25 protein-coding genes, 1 tRNA gene and 1 pseudogene are annotated in these 23,158 nt (G+C 66.2%); 13 read left to right on the forward strand and 14 right to left on the reverse strand.

The genetic code is table 11. From position 1 onward, the window contains the following. Positions 1-19 precede the first annotated feature (19 nt). From NLF94_RS11710 to glyA, 4 genes are all read right to left on the reverse strand, one after another. Positions 20-559, reverse strand: a complete 540-nt coding sequence (locus tag NLF94_RS11710) for a hypothetical protein (RefSeq protein WP_254837807.1) — start codon at positions 557-559, stop codon at positions 20-22. After that, positions 556-1,962, reverse strand: coding sequence for an FAD-dependent oxidoreductase (locus NLF94_RS11715; protein ID WP_254837808.1), 1,407 nt, complete (start codon positions 1,960-1,962; stop codon positions 556-558). Before NLF94_RS11715 ends, NLF94_RS11710 begins: the two co-directional genes overlap by 4 nt. A 101-nt stretch (positions 1,963-2,063) precedes the next feature. Further along, positions 2,064-2,432 (reverse strand): DoxX family protein, encoded by a 369-nt coding sequence (locus NLF94_RS11720; protein ID WP_350355879.1) that lies wholly within the window; start codon positions 2,430-2,432, stop codon positions 2,064-2,066. A gap of 77 nt (positions 2,433-2,509) precedes the next feature. Beyond that, positions 2,510-3,784 (reverse strand): serine hydroxymethyltransferase, encoded by a 1,275-nt coding sequence (gene glyA / locus NLF94_RS11725; protein WP_254837810.1) that lies wholly within the window; start codon positions 3,782-3,784, stop codon positions 2,510-2,512. Between the two features lie 144 nt (positions 3,785-3,928). Here glyA and NLF94_RS11730 point away from each other — a divergent pair, with 144 nt between their 5' ends. From NLF94_RS11730 to NLF94_RS11745, 4 genes are all read left to right on the forward strand, one after another. After that, the gene (locus NLF94_RS11730; protein ID WP_254837811.1) at positions 3,929-5,866 is read left to right on the forward strand and encodes a hypothetical protein; all 1,938 of its coding nucleotides are present in this window, start codon (positions 3,929-3,931) and stop codon (positions 5,864-5,866) included. A gap of 127 nt (positions 5,867-5,993) precedes the next feature. Then, the gene (gene tbsP, locus NLF94_RS11735; protein ID WP_254837812.1) at positions 5,994-6,803 is read left to right on the forward strand and encodes a transcriptional regulator TbsP; all 810 of its coding nucleotides are present in this window, start codon (positions 5,994-5,996) and stop codon (positions 6,801-6,803) included. A gap of 108 nt (positions 6,804-6,911) precedes the next feature. Further along, the gene (locus tag NLF94_RS11740; RefSeq protein ID WP_254837813.1) at positions 6,912-8,606 is read left to right on the forward strand and encodes a YcaO-like family protein; all 1,695 of its coding nucleotides are present in this window, start codon (positions 6,912-6,914) and stop codon (positions 8,604-8,606) included. Positions 8,607-8,800: 194 nt separating this feature from the next. Continuing rightward, positions 8,801-9,874: a mechanosensitive ion channel family protein gene (locus NLF94_RS11745; RefSeq protein WP_254837814.1), complete on the forward strand. Its 1,074-nt coding sequence runs from the start codon at positions 8,801-8,803 to the stop codon at positions 9,872-9,874. Here the strand turns inward: NLF94_RS11745 and NLF94_RS11750 are convergent. Together NLF94_RS11750 and NLF94_RS11755 are read right to left on the reverse strand one after the other, a co-directional pair. After that, positions 9,858-10,259 (reverse strand): universal stress protein, encoded by a 402-nt coding sequence (locus tag NLF94_RS11750; protein WP_254837815.1) that lies wholly within the window; start codon positions 10,257-10,259, stop codon positions 9,858-9,860. The genes NLF94_RS11745 and NLF94_RS11750 overlap by 17 nt on opposite strands. Positions 10,260-10,312: 53 nt before the next feature. Beyond that, positions 10,313-11,674, reverse strand: a complete 1,362-nt coding sequence (locus NLF94_RS11755) for a bifunctional metallophosphatase/5'-nucleotidase (protein ID WP_254837816.1) — start codon at positions 11,672-11,674, stop codon at positions 10,313-10,315. Between the two features lie 77 nt (positions 11,675-11,751). Between NLF94_RS11755 and NLF94_RS11760 the strand changes: the two genes are divergently transcribed. Together NLF94_RS11760 and NLF94_RS11765 are read left to right on the forward strand one after the other, a co-directional pair. Continuing rightward, positions 11,752-11,988, forward strand: a complete 237-nt coding sequence (locus NLF94_RS11760; protein ID WP_254837817.1) for a DUF5816 domain-containing protein — start codon at positions 11,752-11,754, stop codon at positions 11,986-11,988. A gap of 124 nt (positions 11,989-12,112) precedes the next feature. Beyond that, on the forward strand, positions 12,113-12,427 hold the full coding sequence (locus NLF94_RS11765; protein ID WP_254837818.1) for a DUF7116 family protein: 315 nt from the start codon (positions 12,113-12,115) through the stop codon (positions 12,425-12,427). Positions 12,428-12,508: 81 nt separating this feature from the next. Here the strand turns inward: NLF94_RS11765 and NLF94_RS11770 are convergent, their stop codons facing one another. Next, positions 12,509-13,690 (reverse strand): pyridoxal-phosphate-dependent aminotransferase family protein, encoded by a 1,182-nt coding sequence (locus NLF94_RS11770; RefSeq protein ID WP_254837819.1) that lies wholly within the window; start codon positions 13,688-13,690, stop codon positions 12,509-12,511. A 106-nt stretch (positions 13,691-13,796) separates the two neighbouring features. Here NLF94_RS11770 and NLF94_RS11775 point away from each other — a divergent pair, with 106 nt between their 5' ends. Continuing rightward, complete coding sequence (locus NLF94_RS11775) at positions 13,797-13,994, forward strand: dodecin (RefSeq protein WP_254837820.1); 198 nt, start codon at positions 13,797-13,799, stop codon at positions 13,992-13,994. A 79-nt stretch (positions 13,995-14,073) separates the two neighbouring features. Here the strand turns inward: NLF94_RS11775 and NLF94_RS11780 are convergent, their stop codons facing one another. Beyond that, positions 14,074-14,445: a HesB/IscA family protein gene (locus tag NLF94_RS11780; RefSeq protein WP_254837821.1), complete on the reverse strand. Its 372-nt coding sequence runs from the start codon at positions 14,443-14,445 to the stop codon at positions 14,074-14,076. A 122-nt stretch (positions 14,446-14,567) separates the two neighbouring features. Between NLF94_RS11780 and NLF94_RS11785 the strand changes: the two genes are divergently transcribed. Next, a tRNA-Val gene (locus NLF94_RS11785) sits at positions 14,568-14,641 on the forward strand. 341 nt (positions 14,642-14,982) lie between these two features. On the opposite strand, the gene NLF94_RS11790 is transcribed toward NLF94_RS11785, so the two are convergent. The 3 genes from NLF94_RS11790 to NLF94_RS11800 all read right to left on the reverse strand — a co-directional run bounded on the left by NLF94_RS11790 (position 14,983) and on the right by NLF94_RS11800 (position 16,479). Beyond that, positions 14,983-15,171: a hypothetical protein gene (locus NLF94_RS11790; RefSeq protein WP_254837822.1), complete on the reverse strand. Its 189-nt coding sequence runs from the start codon at positions 15,169-15,171 to the stop codon at positions 14,983-14,985. A 117-nt stretch (positions 15,172-15,288) separates the two neighbouring features. Beyond that, on the reverse strand, positions 15,289-15,636 hold the full coding sequence (locus tag NLF94_RS11795; RefSeq protein ID WP_254837823.1) for a hypothetical protein: 348 nt from the start codon (positions 15,634-15,636) through the stop codon (positions 15,289-15,291). 111 nt (positions 15,637-15,747) lie between these two features. Then, on the reverse strand, positions 15,748-16,479 hold the full coding sequence (locus NLF94_RS11800; protein ID WP_254837824.1) for a hypothetical protein: 732 nt from the start codon (positions 16,477-16,479) through the stop codon (positions 15,748-15,750). Between the two features lie 371 nt (positions 16,480-16,850). Here NLF94_RS11800 and NLF94_RS11805 point away from each other — a divergent pair, with 371 nt between their 5' ends. Then, complete coding sequence (locus NLF94_RS11805) at positions 16,851-17,777, forward strand: ADP-ribosylglycohydrolase family protein (RefSeq protein ID WP_254837825.1); 927 nt, start codon at positions 16,851-16,853, stop codon at positions 17,775-17,777. A 5-nt stretch (positions 17,778-17,782) separates the two neighbouring features. Here the strand turns inward: NLF94_RS11805 and NLF94_RS11810 are convergent, their stop codons facing one another. Beyond that, positions 17,783-18,115, reverse strand: coding sequence for a hypothetical protein (locus NLF94_RS11810; protein ID WP_254837826.1), 333 nt, complete (start codon positions 18,113-18,115; stop codon positions 17,783-17,785). A 51-nt stretch (positions 18,116-18,166) separates the two neighbouring features. Next, positions 18,167-18,277, reverse strand: coding sequence for a hypothetical protein (locus tag NLF94_RS21135; RefSeq protein WP_350355880.1), 111 nt, complete (start codon positions 18,275-18,277; stop codon positions 18,167-18,169). Between NLF94_RS21135 and NLF94_RS11815 the strand changes: the two genes are divergently transcribed. Together NLF94_RS11815 and NLF94_RS11820 are read left to right on the forward strand one after the other, a co-directional pair. After that, positions 18,239-18,376, forward strand: a complete 138-nt coding sequence (locus NLF94_RS11815; protein WP_254837827.1) for a hypothetical protein — start codon at positions 18,239-18,241, stop codon at positions 18,374-18,376. The genes NLF94_RS21135 and NLF94_RS11815 overlap by 39 nt on opposite strands. A gap of 27 nt (positions 18,377-18,403) precedes the next feature. Continuing rightward, positions 18,404-18,751, forward strand: coding sequence for a DUF8165 family protein (locus tag NLF94_RS11820; protein ID WP_254837828.1), 348 nt, complete (start codon positions 18,404-18,406; stop codon positions 18,749-18,751). 16 nt (positions 18,752-18,767) lie between these two features. On the opposite strand, the gene NLF94_RS11825 is transcribed toward NLF94_RS11820, so the two are convergent. Further along, positions 18,768-20,132, reverse strand: a complete 1,365-nt coding sequence (locus tag NLF94_RS11825) for a restriction endonuclease (RefSeq protein WP_254837829.1) — start codon at positions 20,130-20,132, stop codon at positions 18,768-18,770. Between the two features lie 40 nt (positions 20,133-20,172). On the opposite strand from NLF94_RS11825, the pseudogene NLF94_RS11830 reads away from it, so the two are divergent. Next, positions 20,173-20,435 (forward strand): annotated as a pseudogene (locus NLF94_RS11830) (hypothetical protein); the annotation flags it as partial. A gap of 376 nt (positions 20,436-20,811) precedes the next feature. After that, complete coding sequence (locus tag NLF94_RS11835) at positions 20,812-23,082, forward strand: phospholipase D-like domain-containing protein (RefSeq protein WP_254837830.1); 2,271 nt, start codon at positions 20,812-20,814, stop codon at positions 23,080-23,082. Positions 23,083-23,158 lie beyond the last annotated feature (76 nt).

Below are 23,158 nucleotides of genomic sequence, written 5' to 3' on the forward strand. Positions count from 1 at the left end.
CTTCTATACACGAACGTGGTTACTTCGGGCAGTCGTCGGTCTCGAACGCCGTCGGTTCGCTGCCCTGCCGGACGAGTCGACTCGTGCCCGATTCGAGGGTGACGAGGGCGGCCTGGCCGCCGTACTCGTGGGTCTGGTCGTGCCCGCGGACGACCACGCAGTCGACCGCGGCCGGAATCGAGACGGTCTCCGAGCGCGTGAACTCGCGGGCACCGTGGGCGTGAGTCAGTTCCCGGCGGCCGAGTCGCTGGCCGTCGAGCGTCTCGACCTGCCACCAGTTCGCGTAGCCGTCCTCGCCGTCGTCGTCGTGATAGAGGGTCACCGAGAACCGGTAGCCCTCGTCGCGCGCCTCGACATCGACGCCGGTGACGTTTGCCTCGCGCAGGTCGAGACCGTCCGTGGTGGTCGCCGTCGGGTTCGAGGTGGTGGTCCGCGTCCCGGTGGCCGTCGCGCCGTCCCCCTCGTCGGTCGGGTCGGCGCCGGAGTCGCCGTCGAGACAGCCGGCGACCGTCGCCAGGAGAGTACCGGTGGCAGAAGCCAGGAGGTGCCGACGCCTCACAACTGCCCTCCGAGCACCTTCGCCGCCGTCAGGATGGGGTCCCAGGTGGTGTTGAACGGGGGCGCGTACGCGAGGTCGTAGTTCGACAGTTCGGGGACGGTGACGCCCTCGGTGACGGCGGCGACGACGGCGTGGCTCCGGTGGACGGCGCCCTCGCCGTAGCCCGACGCGAGGCTGGCGCCGAGGACGCGTCCGGTCCCGCGGTCGGCGGTCAGCGTCACGGTGACGGTGCCGTCCTCGGGGTAGTAGCCGGCCCGGGACTTGGCCTCTATGGTCTCCGTGACGGGGTCGAACCCCGCCGCCCGCGCCTCCTCGTGGTCGAGAACGCCGGTCCTGGCGGCCTCCACGTCGAAGGCTTTGACGGCTGCCGTGCCGGCGACGGCACCGCCCTCGGTCGGGTCGCCCGTGACCGTCTGGCCGATGGCCCGGCCGTGGCGGTTGGCGGTCAGCGCCAGCGGCACGTAATCGGGGTCGCCGGTCACGACGTGTTCGACCTCCGCGCAGTCGCCCGCGGCGTAGACGTCCGGCGCACTCGTCTCGCGGTACTCGTCGGCCGCGATGGCGCCCGTCGGCCCGAGTTCGATGCCGGCGGCCTCGGCGAGGTCGGTCCGGGGTCGGACGCCCGTACCGAGAAGCGCCATCTCCACCTCAACTCGCTCGTCGGCCGTGACGACGGCCTCGACGGCCTCGCCGCCGTCGAAGGCCCGGACCTCGGCGTTCAGGTACAGCGCCACGTCCTGCTCGCGGAGGTGGTCGGCGACCCGCTCGCTCGTCGCCTCGCTGAACCCCTTCAGCACGCGGTCGCCGCGCTGGAAGAGGTGGACCTCGAAGTCGTTCGCCGCGAGGGCCTCCGCCATCTCGACGCCGATGTAGCCGCCGCCGACGATGCCGACCGCCCCCTCGCAGGTCTCCAGGAAGTGACAGGCGGGACCGCTGTCCGGCTGTTCGACTGGGCTGGACTCCCGCGAGCGGGCGACGAACTCCCGGAGTTCCTTGCCGTCGGTCATCGAACCGAGCGTGTAGACCCCCTCGCGGTCGGTGCCCTCGATGGAGGGGACGACGCTCTCGGCGCCGGTCGCCACCAGCAGGTCGTCGTACTCGACGGTCACCTCGCCGTCGTCGTTCCTGGCGGTGACCGTCCGGTCGCCGGGGTCGATGTCGACCACCTCGTGGCCCGTCCGGAGGTCGATGTCGCGCTCCTCGCGGAACTGCTCGGGCGTCACCGACACGAGGTCCTCGAGGCTCTGTATCTCGCCCTTGATGTAGTAGGGGAGCCCGCAGGCCCCGTAGGAGACCCACTGGCCCTTCTCGAAGACGACTATCTCGCGGTCGGGTGCCTCGCGTCGTGCTTTGCTCGCGGCGCTCATCCCGGCGGCGTCCCCGCCGACGACGACGAATGTCATACCCGTGATTCACGGGGGGACCGAATAAAGGTCGGTCGGGCGTGCGACCGTCGAGCGAATCCACGGCGGCGGCACTGCGACCGCGCGCCGGGCGCCATCCGCTACTCGCCGCCGCCGGGCATCGGCCGGGTGTACCACCACGCCCACGCCACCAGGACGGCCTGCAACGGGAGCCGCGCCCAGCGGGCGACCGTCGAGGGGTCGCCGTCGCCCGGCACGCCCTCGACGACGACGCCGCTCGTCGCCATGTAGACGTTCGCCGGGAAGACGGCGAGCAAGAGGAGAACCGTCCCCCAGGCCGCGTACTCGCGGGTCGGCGGGTACAGCAGGCCGAGACCGACGGCGATTTCGGCGACGCCCGAGAGGTACACGAGCGCCAGCGGCGCCGGCAACACCGGCGGCACGATCTGGACGTACAGGTCGGGAACGACGAAGTGGAGCACGCCGGCGACGACGTAGCCGACGCTCATGACGTACAGCAGCGGGCGCTTGAGCCGTCGGAGCGCGGTCCGGAGGCGGTCGCCCCGCCGAGTCGTTGCGGTCCCGGTCACTCGAAGTCGGTGATGGCGCCCTCGCGGTCGTACAGCGGGAACTCCGAACAGAGCTCCTCGACCTCGGCGGCGGCTTCCGCCTTGACCGACTCGTCGTCGGGGCTGTCGACGACGCGGGCGATGACGTCGGCGACCCGCCGGCAGGCGTCCTCGTCGAAGCCGCGGGTCGTCAGGGCGGGCGTGCCAGCGCGGATGCCCGAGGGGTTGAACGCCGACCGCGTCTCGCCGGGGACCGTGTTCTTGTTGAGGACGATACCGACCGCCTCGAGGGCCTCCTCGGCGACGCCGCCGGGGGTGTCGGGGTGAGAGTCCCGGAGGTCCACCAGCACGAGGTGGGTGTCGGTGCCGCCGGAGACCAGCGCGAAGCCGTGCTCCTGGAGGCGCTCGCCCAACGCTCGGGCGTTGTCGACGACCTGCTGGGCGTACCGGTCGAACTCGGGTTGCAGCGCCTCCTCGAAGCCGACGGCCTTGCCCGCGACGTTGTGCATGAGTGGGCCGCCCTGGCTGCCGGGGAACACTGCCGAGTCGACATCGTCGGCGTACTCGGCGTCGCACATGATGATGCCGCCGCGGCCGGCGCGGATGGTCTTGTGGGTCGACCCGGTAACGAAGTCGGCCACGCCGACCGGCGACTCGTGGACGCCGGCGGCCACGAGACCGGTGATGTGGGCGATGTCGGCGAGGTGGTAGGCGTCGACGGCCTCGGCGGCCGCCTGGACGCGCTCGAAGTCCACCTCCCGTGGGTACGCCGAGTAGCCGGAGACGACGATGTCGGGGTCGAACGCCTCGGCCATCTCGCGGAGGCCCTCGTAGTCGACGTAGCCGGTGTCGGGGTCGACCTCGTACTGCTCGACGTCGTAAATCTGGCCGGCGAAGTTCGCCGGGTGGCCGTGACTGAGGTGGCCGCCGTGGGTGAGGTCGAGCGAGAGGATGCGGTCGCCGGGCTCCAGGACGGCCAGGTAGACGCCCATGTTGGCCTGTGTGCCGGAGTGGGGCTGGACGTTGACGTGCTCGGCGCCCCACAGTTCCTTCGCGCGCTCGATTGCGAGTTCCTCGACGGTGTCGGCGTTCTCACAGCCGGCGTAGTAGCGCTCGCCGGGGTAGCCCTCGGCGTACTTGTTGGTGAGTTCGGAGCTCTGTGCCTCCAGCACCGCCTCCGAGACGTGGTTCTCGGAGGCGATCATCGCCAGGGTGTTCTCCTGGCGCTCGCGTTCGCCCTCGAGGGCGTCGGCGACCGCGGGGTCGGCCTCGCGGACTCGGTCGTAGCTCATGTGGGCGACTCGGGAACGGCGGGACAAGAATGTACCCGTTGTCGGCGAGCACGTCGACGGCTCCCGACGGTCGGCCCGGACGGATCGCTCCCGACTGCCGCAGAGGAGTAATACTATACAGCCAGAGGCGTACGGAATCAACAGATGGTCGAGTGGTCGGGGACGGAGGAACGCCTGTGTGGATTCGGCGACAGCGACCGGACGAGCCTCGATGTAGAGGGCTGGCAGCCGGGCGGGAATCCCCCCGCCCTGAGCGCCCGTGTCGACGCGACGGCCGTCGGGTCGCTCCGGGCGATACGGCTCCCGGACGGCGAGCCGCTGTTGGCTCGCGGAGCGACCCGGAGGCTGGACGAGGAGACGCTACCCGAGGGCGTCCACGAGGTGGCCGTCGACGCCGGCCTGGAGACGCGGGTCGCCTTCGAGGGGCCGGCGTCCGTCGAGGACGAAGCCGGGGGCGCGTGGCTTCGCTTCCCGGAGCCGACCCCGGTCACCGTCGGGTTCAGGGAGTCGCGGTCACCGCGGGAGATGGTGACGGTGCCGGCGACGGCAGCGGGGCTGGCGACGGCCGTGACCGCCGCCAGCCGCACCCACCGTACGGCGGGTCCCGAGCGGTCGCATCCGGGCTATCGACCCCGGACGCCGCGGGTCGCCTTCGGTCACGAGGCTCGCACCGACCTCGCGCCCGACGACGACCGACCGACGGTAACCGTTCCCGAACGGCCGACGGCGGTGCTCGTCGCCGCGCCGCTGGCCTACTACATCGGTGCCGACGTCGAGACTGGCGACGGCCCGCCGACGCTCCGGGCCGACGGGTTCCGACACACCTTCGACCCGCTGCCCGCCTTCGCCGAGGCGGTCGGCGGCTTGCTCCGCGGTCTCTGTGCCCTCGACGTGCGGCTGCGGTCGGTGCCCGGCGAGACGGGGGCCCTGTCGGTCGGGGTCGGCGACGCCGAACGGCTCCGGGCGGCGCCGCCCGTCGAGCGGCTGCGCGCCGTGGTCGAGTCGGACGCCGACCTGGGGTGGACCTGGCCGCTCGCAACGTACGTCGACGACGACGTCGAGAACGGTCGGTATCTCCCGTACCTGCTGGACCGGCTGAGCCTGGTTCACCCGGCGGCAGCATCCGAACTCGACCCGCAGGCGCTTCTGAAGCGGAGCCTCGACGAGTTCTTCCGCGGCGAGACGGCGTCGGTCGAGGCGGTCGACCCCTCGCTCGCGGACGGCCGGTTTCACGCCTGGCGCGGCGAGGGCACGCCCGTCGAGGCGTTCACGCTCCTCGGGACCGGCGGGGCGGGCATCGAGGCGAGCGCCGAGGCGGGTTTCGACGTCGACGTGGTCTGCAACGACGAAGCGATGCGCTCGGAGGGGGCCGTCGCCGAGGTGTACCGGCGCCGCCTCGCCGGCCGGTCGGTCGACGTTCGCGTCCACGAGCGGCTCACGACGGCCGAACTGTCGGCACTGCTGGAGCGGCCGACCGACCTCGTTCACTTCATCGGCCACTGCGAGGTCGACGGCGTGGTCTGTCCCGACGGCCACCTCGCGGCCGCCGACCTGGAGACCTGCGGGACCGAGGCGTTCTTCCTGAACGCCTGTGGCTCCTACCACGAGGGGTACGACCTCGTCCGGCGCGGAGCGACCGTCGGCGCCGTCACCCTGACGACGGTCCTCGACGAGCAGGCAGTGGCCGTCGGGACGATCTTCGCGGAGTTGCTCGCCGGCGGGTTCGCCTTCGACCGCGCGATGTCGCTCGCTCGCGGGGAGATAATCGCGGGACGGGACTACGTCGTCGTCGGTGACGGCACCCACCGGCTCCGGCCGCCGCGCGGCGACGCCGGCGTCTTCGACGTCGAACGGACCGACGACGGCTTCGCTGTGGGGTACGACGCGACGGCACCGGACGGCGCCGGACGGCGGTACCGAGACCCCTTCGATGACTGCGAACGCGCCTGCGGCGTCCCCACCCGTGCGTCGCTCGCGCCGGCGGAACTCCGGGACCTGTTCGAACGGCACCGCTCGCCGGTCCGCTACGAGGGCGAACTGCGGTGGACCGACGATCTGGCACGGGAGATGACCGACCTGTAAACCAGAATTTATCAAGAACTGATAGAAACGGTTCGCTGAAAGCTTTTACATATATTTTTCGGCGAGATTTGCGCTTGAAAAGCCGCTAATATTAAATACACCTGGGAACGTTCTAACTAGTAGTACGATGGAATCAAACGTGATAGAAAGCACTCTCACGGACGTTCTCGAGGAGTCGCTTTCCGCCGCGGACGACGAACTGTTCCTGATCAATCCCACTCCCGAAACCATCGAGGAACTGGTCGAGGTACTGGACGCCGAGTCGCCGACCGTTCGGCTGCTGGCCGCCGAAGCCACGCTGAAAGACGTCACCGACGACTTCCTCATAGCGAGTTCGGCGGCCGACCACGTCGAGGCGGGGAACCTGGAACTCCGTACCGCCGAGACGAACGCGAACACGCTCGTCGTCACCGACACCGCCGTCGTCGCCATCGTCGACGCCGGCGGACACGCGGCCGGACTCACGGCCGACGACGACGCCTTCGTCGACAGCGCCTACGAGCAGTACAGCGCCGCCTGGGAGACCGCCGAGGAGTTCAACCTCCGGACCCCCGCCCTCTCGCGGGTCCGCCACTCGCTGAAGGAGGACCTGGGCGAGCCGACCGCCGACGACTTCGACGCCGTCCTCGCGTCGCTGGAGACGGCCCGCGGCGACGGCGACGGTCTCGACGAGGTGACCATCTCCATCCTGGTGGCCGCCAAGAACGAGGACCTGCTGTACGACATCTCCAAGTGGGGCGAGGACGTCGGCATCGCCTCGAAGGCCACCTTCTCGCGGACCAAGAGCCGGCTGGAGGAGATGGGTCTCATCGACACCGAGAAGGTGCCCATCGACGTCGGCCGCCCGCGGCTCCGTCTCAAACTCGGCGACGACCGGCTGAAGGACGCCGATGGCGGCCAACTCGCCAACGTCGCCCAGTCGATGCTCGCGGCCTGAGCGTCGTCACTCACCTACCTTTTTCGAGGCCGCCCCCGAAGCGTCGGCCATGACTCTCCCGCGCGGACGCGTCGAGACGAACCGTTGTGACGGCCGGAGGCCGTTCCAGTGACGACGGTCGGCCTGGTGGGCGACGGGCCCGCCGTCGAGGCGGTCCGGTCGGCGCTTGCCGACACGGACGCCGACGCCGTCGAAGTCGACCCCTCGACTCTCGGCCGGACCGACGTGGCCGTCGGGGTCGGCGCAGTCGACGAGGACTTCGCGGCCGCGGCGAGGACCGCCCGCGAGTCGGGGACGCCGCTCGTGGTCGTCGAACTGGGCGGCGTCGGCGGCCGGGCCGTCTCGGGCGTCGACGCCGCCGTCTCCGGGCACGCGCCCGGCACCGCGTGTTACGACTGCCTCCGGCGACGAGTCGAGGCGGTCGGCGCGGAGACGGCGGGCGACGGCGTCGACGCCGCGACCGCCCGATTTGCGGGCGCCGTCGCCGGCCGGGAACTGGCGGTCCTGGTCGGCGGGGGGGAGTCGCCCGTCATCGGCGGCGTCCTCGAGGTGCCCCACGCCCGCCGGCGCGTACTTCCGGTGCCGCACTGCGACTGCGCGGACGGGCGCGACCGGGCGCTGCGGGTCGACGACGGCGACCGGTCGCTGGAGGAAGCGCTCGCCTCGGCGGAGGCGGCCTTCGACGAGCGACTCGGCCCGGTGACCGAGGTGGGCGAACTCGAGTCGTTCCCGGTGCCGTACTACCTGGCGACGCTTTCCTCGACGCCCTTTTCGGACGCGGACCCGCCGGACCACGCCGCCGGGGTCGGCCGCGAGTGGGACCCGGCGTTCATGAAGGCCCTCGGCGAAGCGCTGGAGCGGTACAGCGCGGCCGTCTACCGGACCGCCGACTTCGAGACCGACCCCCGGAACCCGGTCGACCCCGGGCGGTTCGTCGGGCCGGGCGACCCGGTCGGGGTCGAGGCGGTCGACGCCTGGCACGTCGCCGAGGACCTCGCCTCGGGCGAGACGGTCCAGTTGCCGGCCGAACTCGTCGTGTTCCCGCCGCCGGAGCGACGGATTCGCCCGGCCATCACGACCGGCCTCGGGCTGGGCAACGGCGGCCGTGAGGCGCTTCTGTCGGGGCTCTACGAGGTCGTCGAGCGGGACGCGGCGATGCTGTCGTGGTACTCGACGTCGGACCCGGTCGGACTGGCCGTCGACGACGAGGACTTCTCGACGCTCTCGGCCCGCGCGAGAAGCGAGGAGCTCTCGGTGACGGCGCTGTCGCTCACCCAGGACATCGACGTACCGGTGGTGGCGGCCTGCGTCCACCGCGAGGGCGAGTGGCCCCGGTTCGCGGCGGGGATGTCGGCGGCGCTGGACCCGGCGGCGGCGGCCGTCGGCGCCCTCGAGGAGGCGCTGCAGAACTGGCTGGAACTGCGCCGGATGGGACCGGACCGTGCGGCCGACGAACCCGGCGCCATCGGCCGCTACGCCGAGTTCCCGGAGGCTGCCCGCGAGTTCGTCGACCCGATGACGACGGTGCCGGCCGCGACGGTCGGACCGGCGGAGCCACCGACGGGGCGGGCGGAACTGGATGCCCTCCTCGACCGCGTCGGGGCGGCCGGACTGGACGCCTACGGCGCGCGGCTCACGCCCCGCGACATCGACTCGCTGGGCTTCGAGGCGGTCCGGGTCGTCGTGCCCGCCGCCCAGCCGCTTTTCACCGACGACGCGTACTTCGGCGAGCGGGCCCGGACGGTGCCGGCCGAGTTCGGCTACGAGCCGCGACTCGACCGGGGCCACCACCCGTTCCCCTGAACCGCGGTGACGGGTCCGGTCTCCGGCAGTCCATCCGCTGTTCCCGGGCCGGTCGGAGAGAGCCGACGGACGGCGTCCGGCGAGCGCGATCGTCGGGCGTTCCTCGACGGCGGTCGTGTGCCGCGACGGTCCGGCATCGACGGACGCGGTCTCGCGGGGGAACGCTTTTTCCATCCCCCGATGACGGGTCCTACATGGACGCCCTGGTGGGGTTGCTGCAGGCCGGGACGCCGACGACGGCCGAGACCACGAGCGACGGCGTGGACCCACTGGTCAGGCCCACCTGGCTCCCCGAGGCCATCCCGACGGTGTTCTACCGACTGGTCGTTGCGGTGGCAGTGGTCCTCTTCGCCTACTACGTCTCGAAGCTGACCCGGCAGGTGCTCGGCCGCCGGGTCGCCCGGCGGTTCAAGCGCCCTTCCGTGAGCCGGACCATCCTGCGGGGTGTCCAGGGCCTGATAGTCTTCCTGGGCATCGTCGTCGCTCTGGGGTTCCTCGGGCTCGGGTTCGGGAACCTGGCGCTGTCGGTCGGGGTCTTCTCGGCCGTCGTCGGTATCGTGCTCGCGCCCATCATCGGGAACCTCCTGAGCGGCATCTTCATCCTGAACGAACAGCCCTACGAGATCGGCGACATGGTGGAACTCACCGACGTCGGGACCAAGGGGTTCGTCGAGGACATCACGCTGCTGTACACGAAGGTGTTCACGCTGGACAACACGTTCATCGTGCTGCCGAACGGTTCGATGCGGGAGCGGGACGTCGTCAACTACTCCGCGGAGGACACCCGCATCCGGATGACGCTGGACGTCGGCGTCACCTACGAGAGCGACATCCCGACCGCCCGCCGGCAGATGGAGGCGGCGGCGACCGAGGTCGACGCCGTCATCCAGGGCGGGCCGGCCATCCGCATCGGCAGCGCGCGCTATCCGGCGGCGCCGACCTGCTACATCCGGCAGTTCGGGGACAGCGAGGTGCTGTTGCGGTTGCGCTACTGGGCCAGGGAACCGTACAAGCAGACGACGGTGCGGTCGGCGGTGATGACGAACGTCTGGGACCGCTTCGAGAGACACGACATCGAAATCCCGTACCCGCACCGCCACATGGTGTTCGACGACACGAGCGGCGAACTCGGCGTGGCGACCCGCGAGCGGGACGCGGGACCGGCCACGAGGCAGGGCGGCGCGACACAGCACGACGACGAGGCCGCCGACGACGAGGCTGCCGACGACGAGACCACCGACGACGAGGACCCTACGGACTCGCAGTGATGATTTCGCAGTCGAGTTCGGTCCGCAGAAAGCCCTCGACGTCGGGGTCGTCGAGCAGTCGGCGTATCATCCGGCGCCAGCGGCTGGACTGCTTGCGGCCGATGACGACGTAGTCGGCCCCCTCGTTTGCGACCTCGTCGAGGATGGTCTCCTCGACGAGAAAGCCCGACCGGACGACGTACCGGGCGCGTTCGAGGTGGCCGACGGCGCGCTCGACGGCGGCCTTCAGTTCGGTCCGGGTGACGTGTCTGTCGTCCTGATAGAGGTTGACGTGGAGGACGGTCAGGTCGGCGTCGTGCTCGTCGGCGACCTCTATTGCCCGCCGCAGCGTCGCCCGCGAGTGTGCCGACAGTGGGTACCGGACGGGAACCACGACCAGCGTCATTGCGGGAGTCGAGCGCCCGACGCCGCCTGAACCTTCCGGTTGTCGACGACGGTTCAGAGTCCCTGTCGGGTGACCCGGCCCTCCAGTTCCGGGTCGATGCCGACCGTCCGGGCGTAGTCGGCCAGCACCTCGTACTGGACGTCGTAACGGCCGAGTGCGGCCCGCTCGGTGAGCGTCGGGAACTCCGCGTCCGTGTTCAGGAGGAACTCCGAGACGGCGAGTCGGTAGCGGGCGTCGTCGTCGACGGGGTCGCCGTCGACGTGGGCCTCCAGCAGGGCGTCGTCGGCGTAGTCGTACACCAGTCGTGCGCCGGAGACGTGGGCGTGCCACCAGTCGGATTCGCCGAAGCCGGTCGTGTCCGCGGCCTCCCGGAAGACCGCCCGCAGTTCCCGCCCGGAGAGTTCGGCGACGGCCATCGCCTCCTCGAAGGGGACCAGACTGACGAGGTCGCCGACGGTCACCTCGCCGGCGAGTGGCGGGCCGGTGCGGATGCCGCCGCTGTTCTGCAGGCCGACGACCGGGGGGTTGGTGCCGAGTTCCCGCTCTGCGGCCCAGCGGTAGGCGTCGGCGACGAAGTTACCGACGCGGCTCTCGCCGCGGAACGCCTCTCGCTCGGTCCGCTCGATGGGGTCGTCGACGCGACCGACGACCTCGTCGAGACCGGTCGCGTCCAGTCGGCGGCGGTACCGTTCGGCGAGCGCCTCCTCGGGGGCGGCCTCCTCGACGGGGTGTCGGGTCACCTCGCGCGTCTCAAGGTCGACCTCGAGGACGGTCCGGCCGCCGTCGCCCGGCCGCGTCAGGAGGGTGCCCGCGACCCGCTCGACGCGTTCGGAGTGGACGTGCCCGCCGAGCACGACGTCGACGTCGCAGGCGGCCGCCAGACGGTCGTCGGCGCGGCCGAGATGCGACAGTACGACGACGTACTCGGCGCCGCGCTCTTCGAGCGCCTCGACCGCACGGTTGGTCCGCTCGGTGGGGTCGGCGAACTCCAGTGCCGCAGCGCTGTCGCTGCCGGAGGGCGTCGTCGGGTCCGTGAGACCGAGGAAGCCGACGCGGGCGCCGTCGACCGTCCGGATCGCCCAGGGGTCGACGCCGGCGAAGCGGTCGCCGTTCCGGGAGACGTTCGCCGAGAGCCACCGCTGTGGGGAGCGGGCGACCAGTTCGGCGGTCCGGTCGATGCCGAAGTCGAAGTCGTGGTTGCCGAACGTCGAGAAGTCGGGGTCGACGACCTCGAAGAAGTCCAGCGCCTGCTCGCCGCGGGTCACGAGCGGCAGCACGCCCGGGGCGACGTTGTCGCCGGTTCCGCAGACGACAGCGTCCTCGCCGCGCAGTTCGTCGATGAGACCGGCGAGGCGGGCGACCCGGTCGGGGTCGTCGTGGGCGTTCTCGATATCGGAGTAGTGGAGGAGACGCACGTCCGAGACTCCGTCCCCGGGCGGCAAAACCGTGTCGAGACCGTGAGCGTTTTGCGGGCGGGCGACCTTCCGCCACCATGGACGAGCGCCGGGGACCTGACGGCGAGACGCTCTATCTCTCCCGGGAGGTCGAGCGCGGCAACAAGGGACCGTTCCGCGTGGTGTACGCCGACCCGGACGGCGAGCGGCGGTGGGGATTCTACTGTACGAACTGCGAGTCGTTCGACAACGCGGTCGACTCGATGGGCCGCATCAAGTGCAACGTCTGTGCGAACTTCCACAAGGCCGAGGAGTGGGACGCAGCCCACGAGTAACGCAGTCGACACGTTCTTCCCGAATCCGTCAGTGTCGGACGCTCGTCGGACGGCAACGAGACTACAGGTCACCGAACGGGCACGTGCGAATCTTTATTCCGTGGCACGCGCTACTTCGTGACGAATGGGTGCCGTTAGCACATCTCTCGTCGAGGAGGCACGGACCATCTTCACCGACCTCGGGTACGAGGTGACCGACGACGGGGACGAACTCCGCGCCGAGCGGAAGTGGCGGACCGTCCACGTCACCACCGCCGAACCGGAGGAGGCGGCCTCGCACGGCAACCTCCGCTGTTTCGTCACGCGAGAAGAGAGCGCCGCCGACGTACGCGAACGACTCCTCTCGGTGGAACCGGATTACGACTGGGCCGTCATCAGCGTCGACGAGGACGACTACCGCGTGCTGCACCCGGACGCGGACGTGCTGCCGGCGCCGTAGTGAACCGCAACCGGCCGGTTGTCGCCAGCGCGGGGTCGCGGTCGCCCGACGCCCGCCGCCGCGACCCCTCGCCGCGACGGATCACTCCTCGCGCAGCGACGTGACCGCCGCCGCCACCCCCGCCCCGGGGTCGACGTCGACCCCGAAGTCGACGAGCGTCTCGCCGAGCGCCCCGAGCGTCTCCAGGACCGGGCCGCGCCGGGCACCGTGGCCCATGCAGCCGACCCGGACGGCCTCGTTGGCGAAGGTCCCCAGGCCGGTCGCTATCTCGACGTCGTAGGCGTCACGCATCCGCTCGACGACCGTCCCCGGGTCGAGCCCGGCGGGTAGCCGCGCCGTCGTGAGGCTCGGCAGGCGTGCCCCGGCGTCGACGACCGGTTCCAGACCGAGCGCCCACAGCCCCTCGCCGAGCGCCTCGCCGTACCGCTCGTGGCGCGCCCAGCGGGTCTCTATGCCCTCCTCGTCGACGAGACGGAGCGCCTCCCGGAGGCCGTAGACGTTGTTGATCGGCGCGGTGTGGTGATACGAGCGGTCCTCGCCCCAGTAGGCGTCGAGCTCCGAGAGGTCGAGGTACCACGACCGGACCGGCGTCTCGCGGTTACGGATCTTCGCGGCGGCGGCCTCGCCGACGGTGAGCGGGCTGGCACCCGGCGGACAGGAGAGACACTTCTGGGCGCCGGCGTAGGCGGCGTCGACGTCCCACTCGTCCGCTCGGAACTCGACACCGCCCAGGGAGGTGACACAGTCCACGAGCAGGAGTGCGTCGTGGTCGTGGACGGCGTCGGCTATCGCCGGCATCGACGGCTGGAGGACGCCCGTCGAGGTCTCGGCGTGCACGACGCCGACCACGTCGGGGTCGTACTCGGCGCAGGCGGTCCGGACGTCGGCGGGGTCCAGCGGCTCGCCCCACGGTGCGTCGACGGGTTCGGCGGTGCCGCCCGCCCGACGGACCATCTCCGCCATCCGGTCGCCGAAGTAGCCGTTCGAGGGGACGACCGCGGTATCGCCGGGTTCGACGAGGTTGGCGATGGCCGCCTCCATCGCGGCCGACCCCGTCCCGCTCACCGGGATGGTCCATCGGTTGTCCGTCCGGAAGGTCGACCGGAGCAACCGCTGGGTGTCGTCCATCACGTCGATGAACGCCGGGTCGAGGTGACCGACCGGTGGCGTGCCGAACGCACGAAGCACCCGTGGGTGCGTCTCGCTCGGCCCCGGGCCCATGAGCAGACGATCCGGCGGCCGCAGTTCGTCGACAGGATCCATACACCGACGTGGCGGCCACGACCGAAAAGGGGTGCGGAACGAAAACGGTTGCGTACCCGATACGTCAAGGTAGTTTTACTAACCCAGGGGGAGAACGAAGAACGCGATGGTATTCAAGAAAATCACGCTGGTCGGCACCAGTGAGGAGAGCTTCGACGCGGCGGTCGACGACGCCGTCGACCGCGCCGTTGCGACGCTGGACAACGTCTACTGGGTCGAGGTCGACGAGATGGGCGTCGAACTCGCCTCCGTCGAGAACCGCGAGTACCAGGCGGAAGTCGAGGTCGCGTTCGAACTCGAGTAACCGTCACGAGCGTCCACGAGACGAGGGGGAACCCGGCGTCACCCGACGCCGGGGGGTCTGCGTTCGCCACCGGACAGCTTCAGGTCCGGAACGACTCGCCGCAGCCGCACTCGCTTTCGACGTTGGGGTTGTCGACGTGGAAGCCTGCGCCCTGGAGGCCGCCCTCGAAGTCCAGGCGCGAGCCCTCGACGTACTTCTGGCTGGAAGGATCGACGAAGACACGGAGCCCGTGGTGGCGCGTGACGGCGTCGTCCTCCTCGGGTTCGATGTCGAACCGGAGGCCGTAGGACAGCCCCGCACAGCCGCCCTGCTTGACGAACAGCCGCAGGCCGGCCTCGTCGGGGTCGTACCCTTCGTTTTCGATGAGGTCGAGTGCCTGTTCGGCGGCCCGCTCGGTCACGACGACGGGCTCGCCGGCGTCCCCGTCACCCGGGTCGGCGGTCTGGCTCATGGGAACCGGTTATGGTGCGACGGGCATAATGGTGACGCCCCCACGGTGTCCCTCGGAACCGGTGGTGGCTAGGAATCCGGTTGAAAAGCGTTAAGTCCGGCGGGGCGATAGTTTCGCCCGCCGGGTCGGTGGTCTAGTCGGTTATGACACCTCCTTCACACGGAGGAAGTCGGCGGTTCGAATCCGCCCCGACCCATACGCGGCACGTACTGATTGTATTCGGCCGTATTCTCTGCTTTCAGAGCTTCTAACGGGCGAATCGTCGATTCGGGCGGTGATTTCGAGGTCGTGAATCCATTCGCTCGTTGCACGCGGGGTCCCTCCGTATGGCGATCCGGTTATTGACTACAGTTGCTTATATAAAAAGATGGATGCTGATCGGGGGTATTCGACGCGCGCGCGCTGTGATCAACGACAGGCAGCTAATGAACTCGACTATGGTCGCAGACAATCAGAAGAGCGGTAATGATCAGGCTGACCTGTATGGCCGATAGCTCCCGTCCTACAGGGCTCTCGTCGGTTGTCTAACCTCGACAGTCAGGATTTATCGATCCATTCTGAGAGCGTCGCAGCAACGGTGGTGAATGCAGCGTGTTTCCCTGCTCGGTAATCATCGATTTGCGTTGGATCTTCTGAGACGACCGGGTAGGCTTCGACAACGCGTTTGATTTGCTTGAGCGTGTGAGTGTCGAGTTTCGTGGGATCGATTGTTTCCTCGTCAGTCATGCCTTGATATTCGTATTAGTCGTATTTGAGTCGGTGGGGTTGGTCACCCCCAATGCGTACTCAGAACTTAGTCGGTATGCCAGTACGAACACCAGAGCAGCAAGGTGCTGCCAGAGCTCAGCACCCACAGTCGTCGAGAATTTCGACTAATTCCCGAGCGCGGGTCGCTTTTCGCCGCGCAGAACGGAGCTCACGGTCCACCTCTGATGTGGACATACCTGTCTCATCAGCTGTCCGCTGTCGTCCAACGCCCGCGATCGCGCGGAATGCGAGGGCCTGAGCCTCTTTGGTATCAAACATCCCCCTTTTACTGAGTGAGCTGGAGATCATGTAGACACGATCCACTCCAGAATCTACGCCATCGATGTCAGCCGGCCATCCCATGTTCTCGAACTCTGTCTCGGTGAGTACCGTGTCACCGTCGTCTGTGCCTGTGCTTGTTTCGCTGTTGTCTTCTCGTGTCATGGTTTGTCTTGAAGCCGGGATCTCCGCCGACCTGATGGCCCGCCCGGGAGTCGAACCCGGGCCCCTGCACCGGGGAGCGCCCGCCGAGCAAATCCACGGTCTTGGGGCGTTTTATCGGACGGTCACCGATACGAGCGGAGACGGAGGGACGACATCGAACTCGGCTAAGAGCTGGCGGACATCCGCCATGACGTCGCTCCGATGGTGGCAGTCGGGGTGACTGACGACCCCGTTCTCGTTACGGAAGGACACACGCCACGGATCGAATTCGCCGGCAGGGATTCCGTTCCAGTCCTCAACGGCCTCAGGTGCGTGTGCCGCAGCCACGTCCTCCGCGCCCTCAACCGCTTCTCGCGGGTTCTCACGGACATATTGGAGGAAATGCACGACTCCATCGTCGAACTCGTGAGCGTGATCATTGACGAAAGTAATGGCATCCGTGAGTGCGTCTTGGTCAACTTCTGCGTGAGCGGTCCAGGTCTCCACTCCGACCGCTTTGACGCTGTGCCACGCGTCAACGAGGTAGTTGTTGGGATGAGTGAGGCTAACGAGAACGTCTTCTCCGGTCTCCGGGATGTGGTAGATCTCCTTTTGGGACCCGTGATCGGGTTTGAGTGTGTAGGAGTGCGTCCAGTTGTCCGGTATGCTCCAGAGTTTGTCGCCTTCCTCGACGTCGGTACGAGTTGCGGGGACGCGACGCGTCCACTTATCATTCGGGTCGTGGCCGCGGGATTTGATGACGTGCTCGTTTGTTTCTTCGTCTCGCGTGACGGTGAGCGTTCCGTCGGCGCGGTAATGTCGAACTGTACTGCTGTCGTGTTGTGGGGGGAGTTCTCGGGTCATCTTTGTCACGTGTCGTGGACTGTTGGTACTGCTGACACGCGACGTCCGACGACGCGCTGGCCCCGCGTCGGAAAGGGACTATGATACCGAGGATTGTGGTATCGGGTTGTCTTGCCAGAGAGGTCTATGCATCGTCAGCTTGCAGATGCGAGAGGGTTCTAGGGCGTCGCTGGCTGAAAAAATGAACCACGCTGGTATAAACCCTCGTCGTACACAGTCCACATTGATCCGTTACACCCGGAAGGCAGGAACTATCGATCCACTCCAAGTGCGTCGCGGTGACAGTCGTGTACTCGGCTGGAAAGGATTTATTTGATACTCCAGACTCACCCGGTTACAAGAGTTCGCCGCTCGTAACCGCCGAGACAGACATGGCTGCACCAGACGCTCCCACCGGCGTACTCTTAGGTCTCGCCTGCGGCGACGCCTTGGGTCGTCCCGTAGAGTTTCGCTCCGCAGAATCGATCGCCGAACAGTACGGGACGGTCACAGAGATGCTTGACCACGGGACGCACGGCCAACCCGCGGGGACTGTCACCGATGACTCCGATCTCGCGCTGTGTATCGCACGGAGTCTCGTCGAACAGGAAGCGTTTGATGGAGAAGATATCGCAGACCGATTCCACGAGTGGTACGAGAGCGGTCCCTTCGACATCGGGCTGATGACCGCTGATGCCATCCGCGAGTACGCGAGCGGAACGTCCTGGCGAGATGCCGGACGCGAAGTCTGGCAACACCGCGCCGAAGGCTCAAACGCCGGTAATGGCAGCGTGATGCGGTGTGCACCGCACGCGATTGCCTTCACCGACAACCCCGACGCGCTCGTACAGGTGAGCCGACAGTCCTCTGCGATCACGCACTACGACCCGCGTTGCACCTACGGGTGCGCAATCCTGAACTGCACGATCGCCGGGTACCTCCGAGGTGACGACGACCCGCTCACGGATGCCCTCAACCGTGTCGAAGATGACGCGCCGGACGAACTCGTCGAGACGCTGCGACTCGTGCCTGACCACGTCGATGCGAGTCAATTACCGAACAGCGGATACGTCGTCCATACACTCCAGACGGCGCTGCACGACGCGCTGACAGCCGACAATGCGGAGGATGCCATCGTGACCGCTGTTAACCGCGGCGGCGACACGGACACGATTGGAGCCATTACAGGCGCGCTTGTCGGCGCGCGCTTCGGGAGTGAGTCGCTTCCTGACCGGTGGCTCACCACTATTGAGTATCGTGATGATCTCGAACTTCTCGCGCACGCACTGGCAACCACGGAGATCGACGCAGGAATGTGACCGATCTAAGCTGTGTCAAGGATCTGGTCCCACAGGCCGGGTAGATTCTCGATGCGTTCCCACCCATCCGCTTCATCGACGTTCTCGTCAACGATGCTGATCCCTTCGAAGTACTCGTCGAGGACTTCCGCGCGCTCCATCGCCAGTGGCGGTGTACAATAATCCTCCTCGATCCAGACCGCCTCGCCAGTCTCGGGATCGAAGCGAGCGTTCTGCAGGGCCTTCATCATCGCCTGCCCGAACGGCTCCATCTGCTCGATCTCACCACTCTCTATGCGCTCGCGCAATTCGGGGAGGCGCTGCCGCAGTGGCTGTGCACGCACGAATCGATACGCCATACCCGCAGGTAGGTCAGTGCCAGGAATAAACGTTCCACGCGCCAGTCGTCCCTACGAGAGAGTAATCGGTAGCGACTCGTTGCGGAGAACGTAGTGTGGTGGGTCACACGCAGTCGTGACTGCGTGGACACCGACACCCGCTTCCCGTACCGCGGCGAGCAGGTCGGCGAACTCAGGATCGACGTCGCGGTATGGCCGGAAGCGTTCGACGCAGACCCCGGTTTCGCGGCGAATAATCCTTTTGCCCGGCACAAGAAATAAGTAAAAGTAATTATTAAGATTGTTTTGATGAGCATAGGGCATTTCTTCGATGCCGGCGGACACCTCGACTACGGGGACGCGGCCACGTTGCTGCCGATCGAAGAGTTGCAGGCGAGAGTGTACACCCACCGAGATGCGGAGCGTGCCCTCAAGGACGCATCAGCCGAATCCGTGCTTGCTATCAGACCAACGGGGTTAGCAAGCAGCTACGCGTTGACGCAGCGACCACTGACGGCGGTCGAGGTCGCATCACTGGACGACGAGTTCCGGGAACAACTCGACAGGGCACTCGATCCCGATCTGGCACAGTTCGAACTTATTCAACTCGGGAGAGCGACGACGCCAGCACAGAACCGCAGTCTCGCAGAGTTTTGACGGTCACTGGCGGCGTCTAAATAACCCCGAATGTGACGAGGAGGCCGAGGATCACCAGTAGCGTCGTCACAATACTGCCGCCGACCAGTGGTTTGTTCTCCATCGCCCTCTCGTGGATCGGCATCTCTGCGTACTCCTCGCGGAACGCTTCGAGGTTCTGTTCGTCGTAGAAGTACTTCGTCTTCAGCGCGAACCGTTCGGTGACCGCACAGCCCGTACAGACCGGTTTGCCTTCCAACCGCTCGGTCTCAATGTGGCTGTCACAGGCGATCGCCCCGCAGTTGGGACAGTAAGTGTAGGTCTCCTTGACGCCACTGGTCTCACAGTGGACGCAACGATGGATGCCGTCCTTGACGGTGACACGCGAGGGGCCCGCGGCGTAGTACTCGTAGGGATAGGAATACTCCCCTAGCTCAGTCGTCTGGTGAACTTCAGGGAGGTAGACCGGTTCGATCGACTGGACCGAGATGTCCGAGAGATTCGGCTCGCAGGTCTTGTTATACGTGACGTTGTTATCGCCGGTGTAGGTGACCGTCGTCGTGTGATAGTCCTGGAGCCGATCAACGACCCACTCCTTGTACTCGGTCTGGGTTTGCCCGAACCGGCGCTCCTCAACGTCGTCGAACACCTCCTCGAACTGCTCCGTGTCGAGTTCGATCGTCGAATGGAGGTTCTCGGTGACCAGTGTCCCGACCTTGTCGTCAGCAACCTGCGGGTATCCCCGCTCCGCGTGGACGACGAACCGCGTGCGGTCGTTAATCCGATGAATGACACCTACTGATGTCTCGAAGACCGCGTTGGTGTCGGCGGTGATCGCAACCACTGGGCGAAACGTGGCTTGTGAGTACGGTTCGCGGAGTTCCGTCGCTTCGATGTTCTCGATGTCCCGGAATGCCTCTTCGACGGGTGCAGTCACCGACGCTGCCGGATCGTAGGGGCGAAGCGTCTCGTCGCAGAGGATCTCGATGCGCCCGTTGTAGAGATCGAGGCCTATCTCGTCGGCGATCTCTCGCAGATCCTCGCCGTCGATAAGTTCGATGGGGTGTGGATCGTCATTCTTCCGGAGGCGCTGAGCGTACTCCTGGGCTGGGTTCGTGAACCGGCCCGTGGTGACGACGATTCCGCGCCTGGGGCCGTCGAAGTCGAAGGTGGCGATAGCCGAATGCAACTTCTGAACGACTGGTCGACCGACAGTGTCGGTGTGCTTGCACTCGACGATGACCGCTCGCCGCATCCCGTCGACGACCTCCTCCATAATGACGTCTCGACCCTCGTCGGCGGTCCGGTCGGCCTGCCGGACGTTCTCGTAGCCAAGGTTCCGGAATACGTCCTCCATTAGATCTTCGAACTCGAACCCTGAGAGGTCGTCCAAGACAGCCATACAGTATGTTCGAGATTTTATTTCCACTTACATATGCGTTATCAGGAAACTAGAAGAGGTGGATGTCCATCTGGCGGTTACCCACTCGGCCACCTACATCCTCGGTGACGCTCACACAAACACCTGCGAGAACCGTCACAGCTTCTTTTGCCAGTGGCTGGCGAAGCTCCGCGGTGTCTCGAAGTATCACCTCCAGAACTACCTCGATTTCTTCGCACTGAAACGCAACTCACCGGCGACTGATTCGAGAAGCTCCTGTGTTACAGTAACCGGGATGAGCGTCTACGATATCAACGCCGATGATTTTGAGCCGGGCACTGTTAACTTCGATGTTCGACGATTGTTGGCACCCGCTGGTGAACGGGGGGTGTCCGCAATTAGACGGTGCATCAGACTCTAAGACTAGCGTTTCACGAAGGGATAGCCAACTATCCACACACCACTCGATCAGTCTAGATCTTGCACCCCTGTCGAGTCACCCTCTCCGAAATCAGCTCCCTCTGATCGCGTCGGTTCGCGCTGCCGTTCATCGTAGGCCTCGTGCCATTCCTCGATGACTGGCCGGCTGCCAGCCCCGTGGGGCGTGCGTCGCTGTCGATGTGTCTCTAAGTGTCGACAGTGTATGGTTCACTACCACGCCACGGCACGGTTTTATTCGTCTTAGACCGCTGCTGTGTGTATGGACGAACTGACGGCGAATATCTCGTTTGATAGGTTTGCAGATATGCCGGAGTTCTACGGATCCGGTGCTGCGGAATACCGCCTGGCGATGGTGAAAGAGCGGGATGACTTTCTCGATCTGTTCGCAGGCGCTCGTCACGTGGACGCCGTGACGTACGCGGAGACGCCCGACCTGATGGTGAAGATGCTAACCGAATACGATATCGGCTCACTTGACGTGCTCATCGGGAACGCCGAAGACTACGCCGACCAGGTAAATGAAGTCTCGACAGCGAGGTCGCTCGTCCGACTTCGACAGGACGACCGACTCACGATTCGATTGAAGAACCGGAAGACAGTCCACTCGAAGATTTACCGAATTGTTATGCCGGACGACACGGTGAAGCTCGTCCAAGGGTCGGCTAACCTTTCGCGGAACTCCTGGGAGTACCACACAAACCAGATCTCCGTCATTACGACCGATGTCGGGACCGAACTAGACGAGGAGTTCGAGCGGTTCATCGACGAGTACCGCGAAGGGTACAGCGACCAGACGCTCCTCGAAGGGCTTGTCGAGGCACTGGAGGATGCCGATTCACCGGAAGAGCGGGAGAACCGCATCGAGTACTGGGTTGGTGCTGGCGATCTCGACGTGAGCGATACTGCTGCCCTGAATCAGGATGCCGTTGAGGACCTGAAAGATGTCGCCGATCAGATCACTGCCGTCGTTGACGACCCTGAGGAGGCTGACGAGACGGTTGCGTTCGTCGAGGAACCCGAGAACGCCGACCGTAACGTCGTCGAGCCGGACGAGCCAACGGACGAAGACGGTTCCGTCGCTCCAGACGAGGACGAGTCACCGGACGTTGGGCTCGTCGAGTCGGATCACGAAACGGGGCTGACGGACGGACTCGACCGTCCGCGGATCCGTGCGCCTGACGAGAAGATACGAATGGGAACCAGCAAGGTGGACAAGGAAGCTGCCGACGAGTTCGGGGCCGGACTCCGTGACCGTGGCGCGACTGTCGAGGACCACAGTATCACCGCGCCGCTGAGCGCGTACAACAACCAGGTCAAGGAATCGACAGCCATCCCAACGATGTCGGTTCTTCCAGAGGCCGAGCAGGTCGTGATCGGTGAGGACGACGAGATGATCCTTGTCGCCACCGACGAGCCGACCCCCGAAGTCCTAGACCACTGCCTCGAAACCATCGAAGACTACATCGAGACCGTCCAGAACCACGGCCACACGCAATCCGAGACCGCAGTGATGGCGCAAATGTACGAGGCGTTCCTCTACGGGTTCTGGGCCCCATTCGCCAACCAGTACGCCGAAGCGTTGTCATCACCGTCACGGACGCTGGACAACGTCCTGCAGCACCTCTACATCGAAGGGAAAAGCGACGCAGGGAAGGACAAGCTCACCGAGTACATCCTGCGACTCGTCTCCGACAACACGGTCATCTCCGGTGTGGACGCAGACGACGTCGGCGTCAAAGAGGTCCGCGGCGTCCGCGAATGGGACACGTGCTTCCCGTACGCCATCATCGACGCGGAGAAAGAAAAGATCCAGCGGTGGAGCCCGATCCGAAACTACTGGGGCGACTGGACACCCACCAGCGTCGATCAGCCGTGCCTCATCTTCACGACCAACGACGCGCTCCCGAAATCCGAATTCCGGAACCGAATGAAAATCCTGAGCATGGACGTCTCCTTCCCCTCCAACCCGGAAGACCCGGGCTTCCGCGAAGCACAAAAAGACCTCTCAGAGGTTCTGGAACGACAAAACCCGATCTTCAGTTACATCGCCCGCCGAATGCTCACCGAACAACCATGGACCGACGGGAACGGCACTATCGAAGACGTTCGTCGCATCGTCCGCGAATTCTACGACGAAGCCGGTCGAGAGCAACCCGAATACTTCCCCGCTGACGAACCGGCTGAAAAGACGTACGACACGGGGCGGTTGAAGTGGCAGCGGGATATCCAAGGCGGCCGTGTCACGTTCGAGTCAGAACCGAATGCCATCACAGCCGACTTCGACCGCGAAGAGTACGAGGTGTACGACTACGAGAAGCGCCTCCCGAAACGATTCATGTCCGAGAAATCATCCACAAGCGTCTACATCGGCGCACCCGAGGAATTCGCTGAGTGGATCGGGTACTCCGTCAACGAACTCCTAAACGGCGCGGCCGAAACCGGCACGGAGACCCAGCAGCCAGCCACCACGGAAGACGCATCGGATACGGACGATTCGGGCGGGTTCTTCTCTCGGCTGTTCGGGGACTAATCTCCCTGATCCCCTGTCAGATTCTTGCGGAGGGCTCTACGATCTCCATCCCTTGCTCGGCCAGTCGATAGCAATA

This window comes from Natronomonas marina, from assembly GCF_024298905.1.
GTDB classification, from domain to species: domain Archaea; phylum Halobacteriota; class Halobacteria; order Halobacteriales; family Haloarculaceae; genus Natronomonas; species Natronomonas marina.

Bases quoted from the DNA above. Each gene is read 5' to 3' on its own strand.
- NLF94_RS11805 (WP_254837825.1), top strand. From the start codon at position 16,851: ATGGCTGCACCAGACGCTCCCACCGGCGTACTCTTAGGTCTCGCCTGC.
- NLF94_RS11715 (WP_254837808.1), bottom strand. From the start codon at position 1,962: ATGACATTCGTCGTCGTCGGCGGGGACGCCGCCGGGATGAGCGCCGCG.
- NLF94_RS11835 (WP_254837830.1), top strand. From the start codon at position 20,812: ATGGACGAACTGACGGCGAATATCTCGTTTGATAGGTTTGCAGATATG.
- NLF94_RS11780 (WP_254837821.1), bottom strand. From the start codon at position 14,445: ATGAGCCAGACCGCCGACCCGGGTGACGGGGACGCCGGCGAGCCCGTC.
- glyA (WP_254837810.1), bottom strand. From the start codon at position 3,784: ATGAGCTACGACCGAGTCCGCGAGGCCGACCCCGCGGTCGCCGACGCC.
- NLF94_RS11770 (WP_254837819.1), bottom strand. From the start codon at position 13,690: ATGGATCCTGTCGACGAACTGCGGCCGCCGGATCGTCTGCTCATGGGC.
- NLF94_RS11820 (WP_254837828.1), top strand. From the start codon at position 18,404: ATGAGCATAGGGCATTTCTTCGATGCCGGCGGACACCTCGACTACGGG.
- NLF94_RS11730 (WP_254837811.1), top strand. From the start codon at position 3,929: ATGGTCGAGTGGTCGGGGACGGAGGAACGCCTGTGTGGATTCGGCGAC.
- NLF94_RS11765 (WP_254837818.1), top strand. From the start codon at position 12,113: ATGGGTGCCGTTAGCACATCTCTCGTCGAGGAGGCACGGACCATCTTC.
- tbsP (WP_254837812.1), top strand. From the start codon at position 5,994: ATGGAATCAAACGTGATAGAAAGCACTCTCACGGACGTTCTCGAGGAG.
- NLF94_RS11795 (WP_254837823.1), bottom strand. From the start codon at position 15,636: ATGACACGAGAAGACAACAGCGAAACAAGCACAGGCACAGACGACGGT.
- NLF94_RS11750 (WP_254837815.1), bottom strand. From the start codon at position 10,259: ATGACGCTGGTCGTGGTTCCCGTCCGGTACCCACTGTCGGCACACTCG.
- NLF94_RS11825 (WP_254837829.1), bottom strand. From the start codon at position 20,132: ATGGCTGTCTTGGACGACCTCTCAGGGTTCGAGTTCGAAGATCTAATG.
- NLF94_RS11790 (WP_254837822.1), bottom strand. From the start codon at position 15,171: ATGACTGACGAGGAAACAATCGATCCCACGAAACTCGACACTCACACG.
- NLF94_RS11800 (WP_254837824.1), bottom strand. From the start codon at position 16,479: ATGACCCGAGAACTCCCCCCACAACACGACAGCAGTACAGTTCGACAT.
- NLF94_RS11775 (WP_254837820.1), top strand. From the start codon at position 13,797: ATGGTATTCAAGAAAATCACGCTGGTCGGCACCAGTGAGGAGAGCTTC.
- NLF94_RS11810 (WP_254837826.1), bottom strand. From the start codon at position 18,115: ATGGCGTATCGATTCGTGCGTGCACAGCCACTGCGGCAGCGCCTCCCC.
- NLF94_RS11720 (WP_350355879.1), bottom strand. From the start codon at position 2,432: ATGAGCGTCGGCTACGTCGTCGCCGGCGTGCTCCACTTCGTCGTTCCC.
- NLF94_RS11760 (WP_254837817.1), top strand. From the start codon at position 11,752: ATGGACGAGCGCCGGGGACCTGACGGCGAGACGCTCTATCTCTCCCGG.
- NLF94_RS11745 (WP_254837814.1), top strand. From the start codon at position 8,801: ATGGACGCCCTGGTGGGGTTGCTGCAGGCCGGGACGCCGACGACGGCC.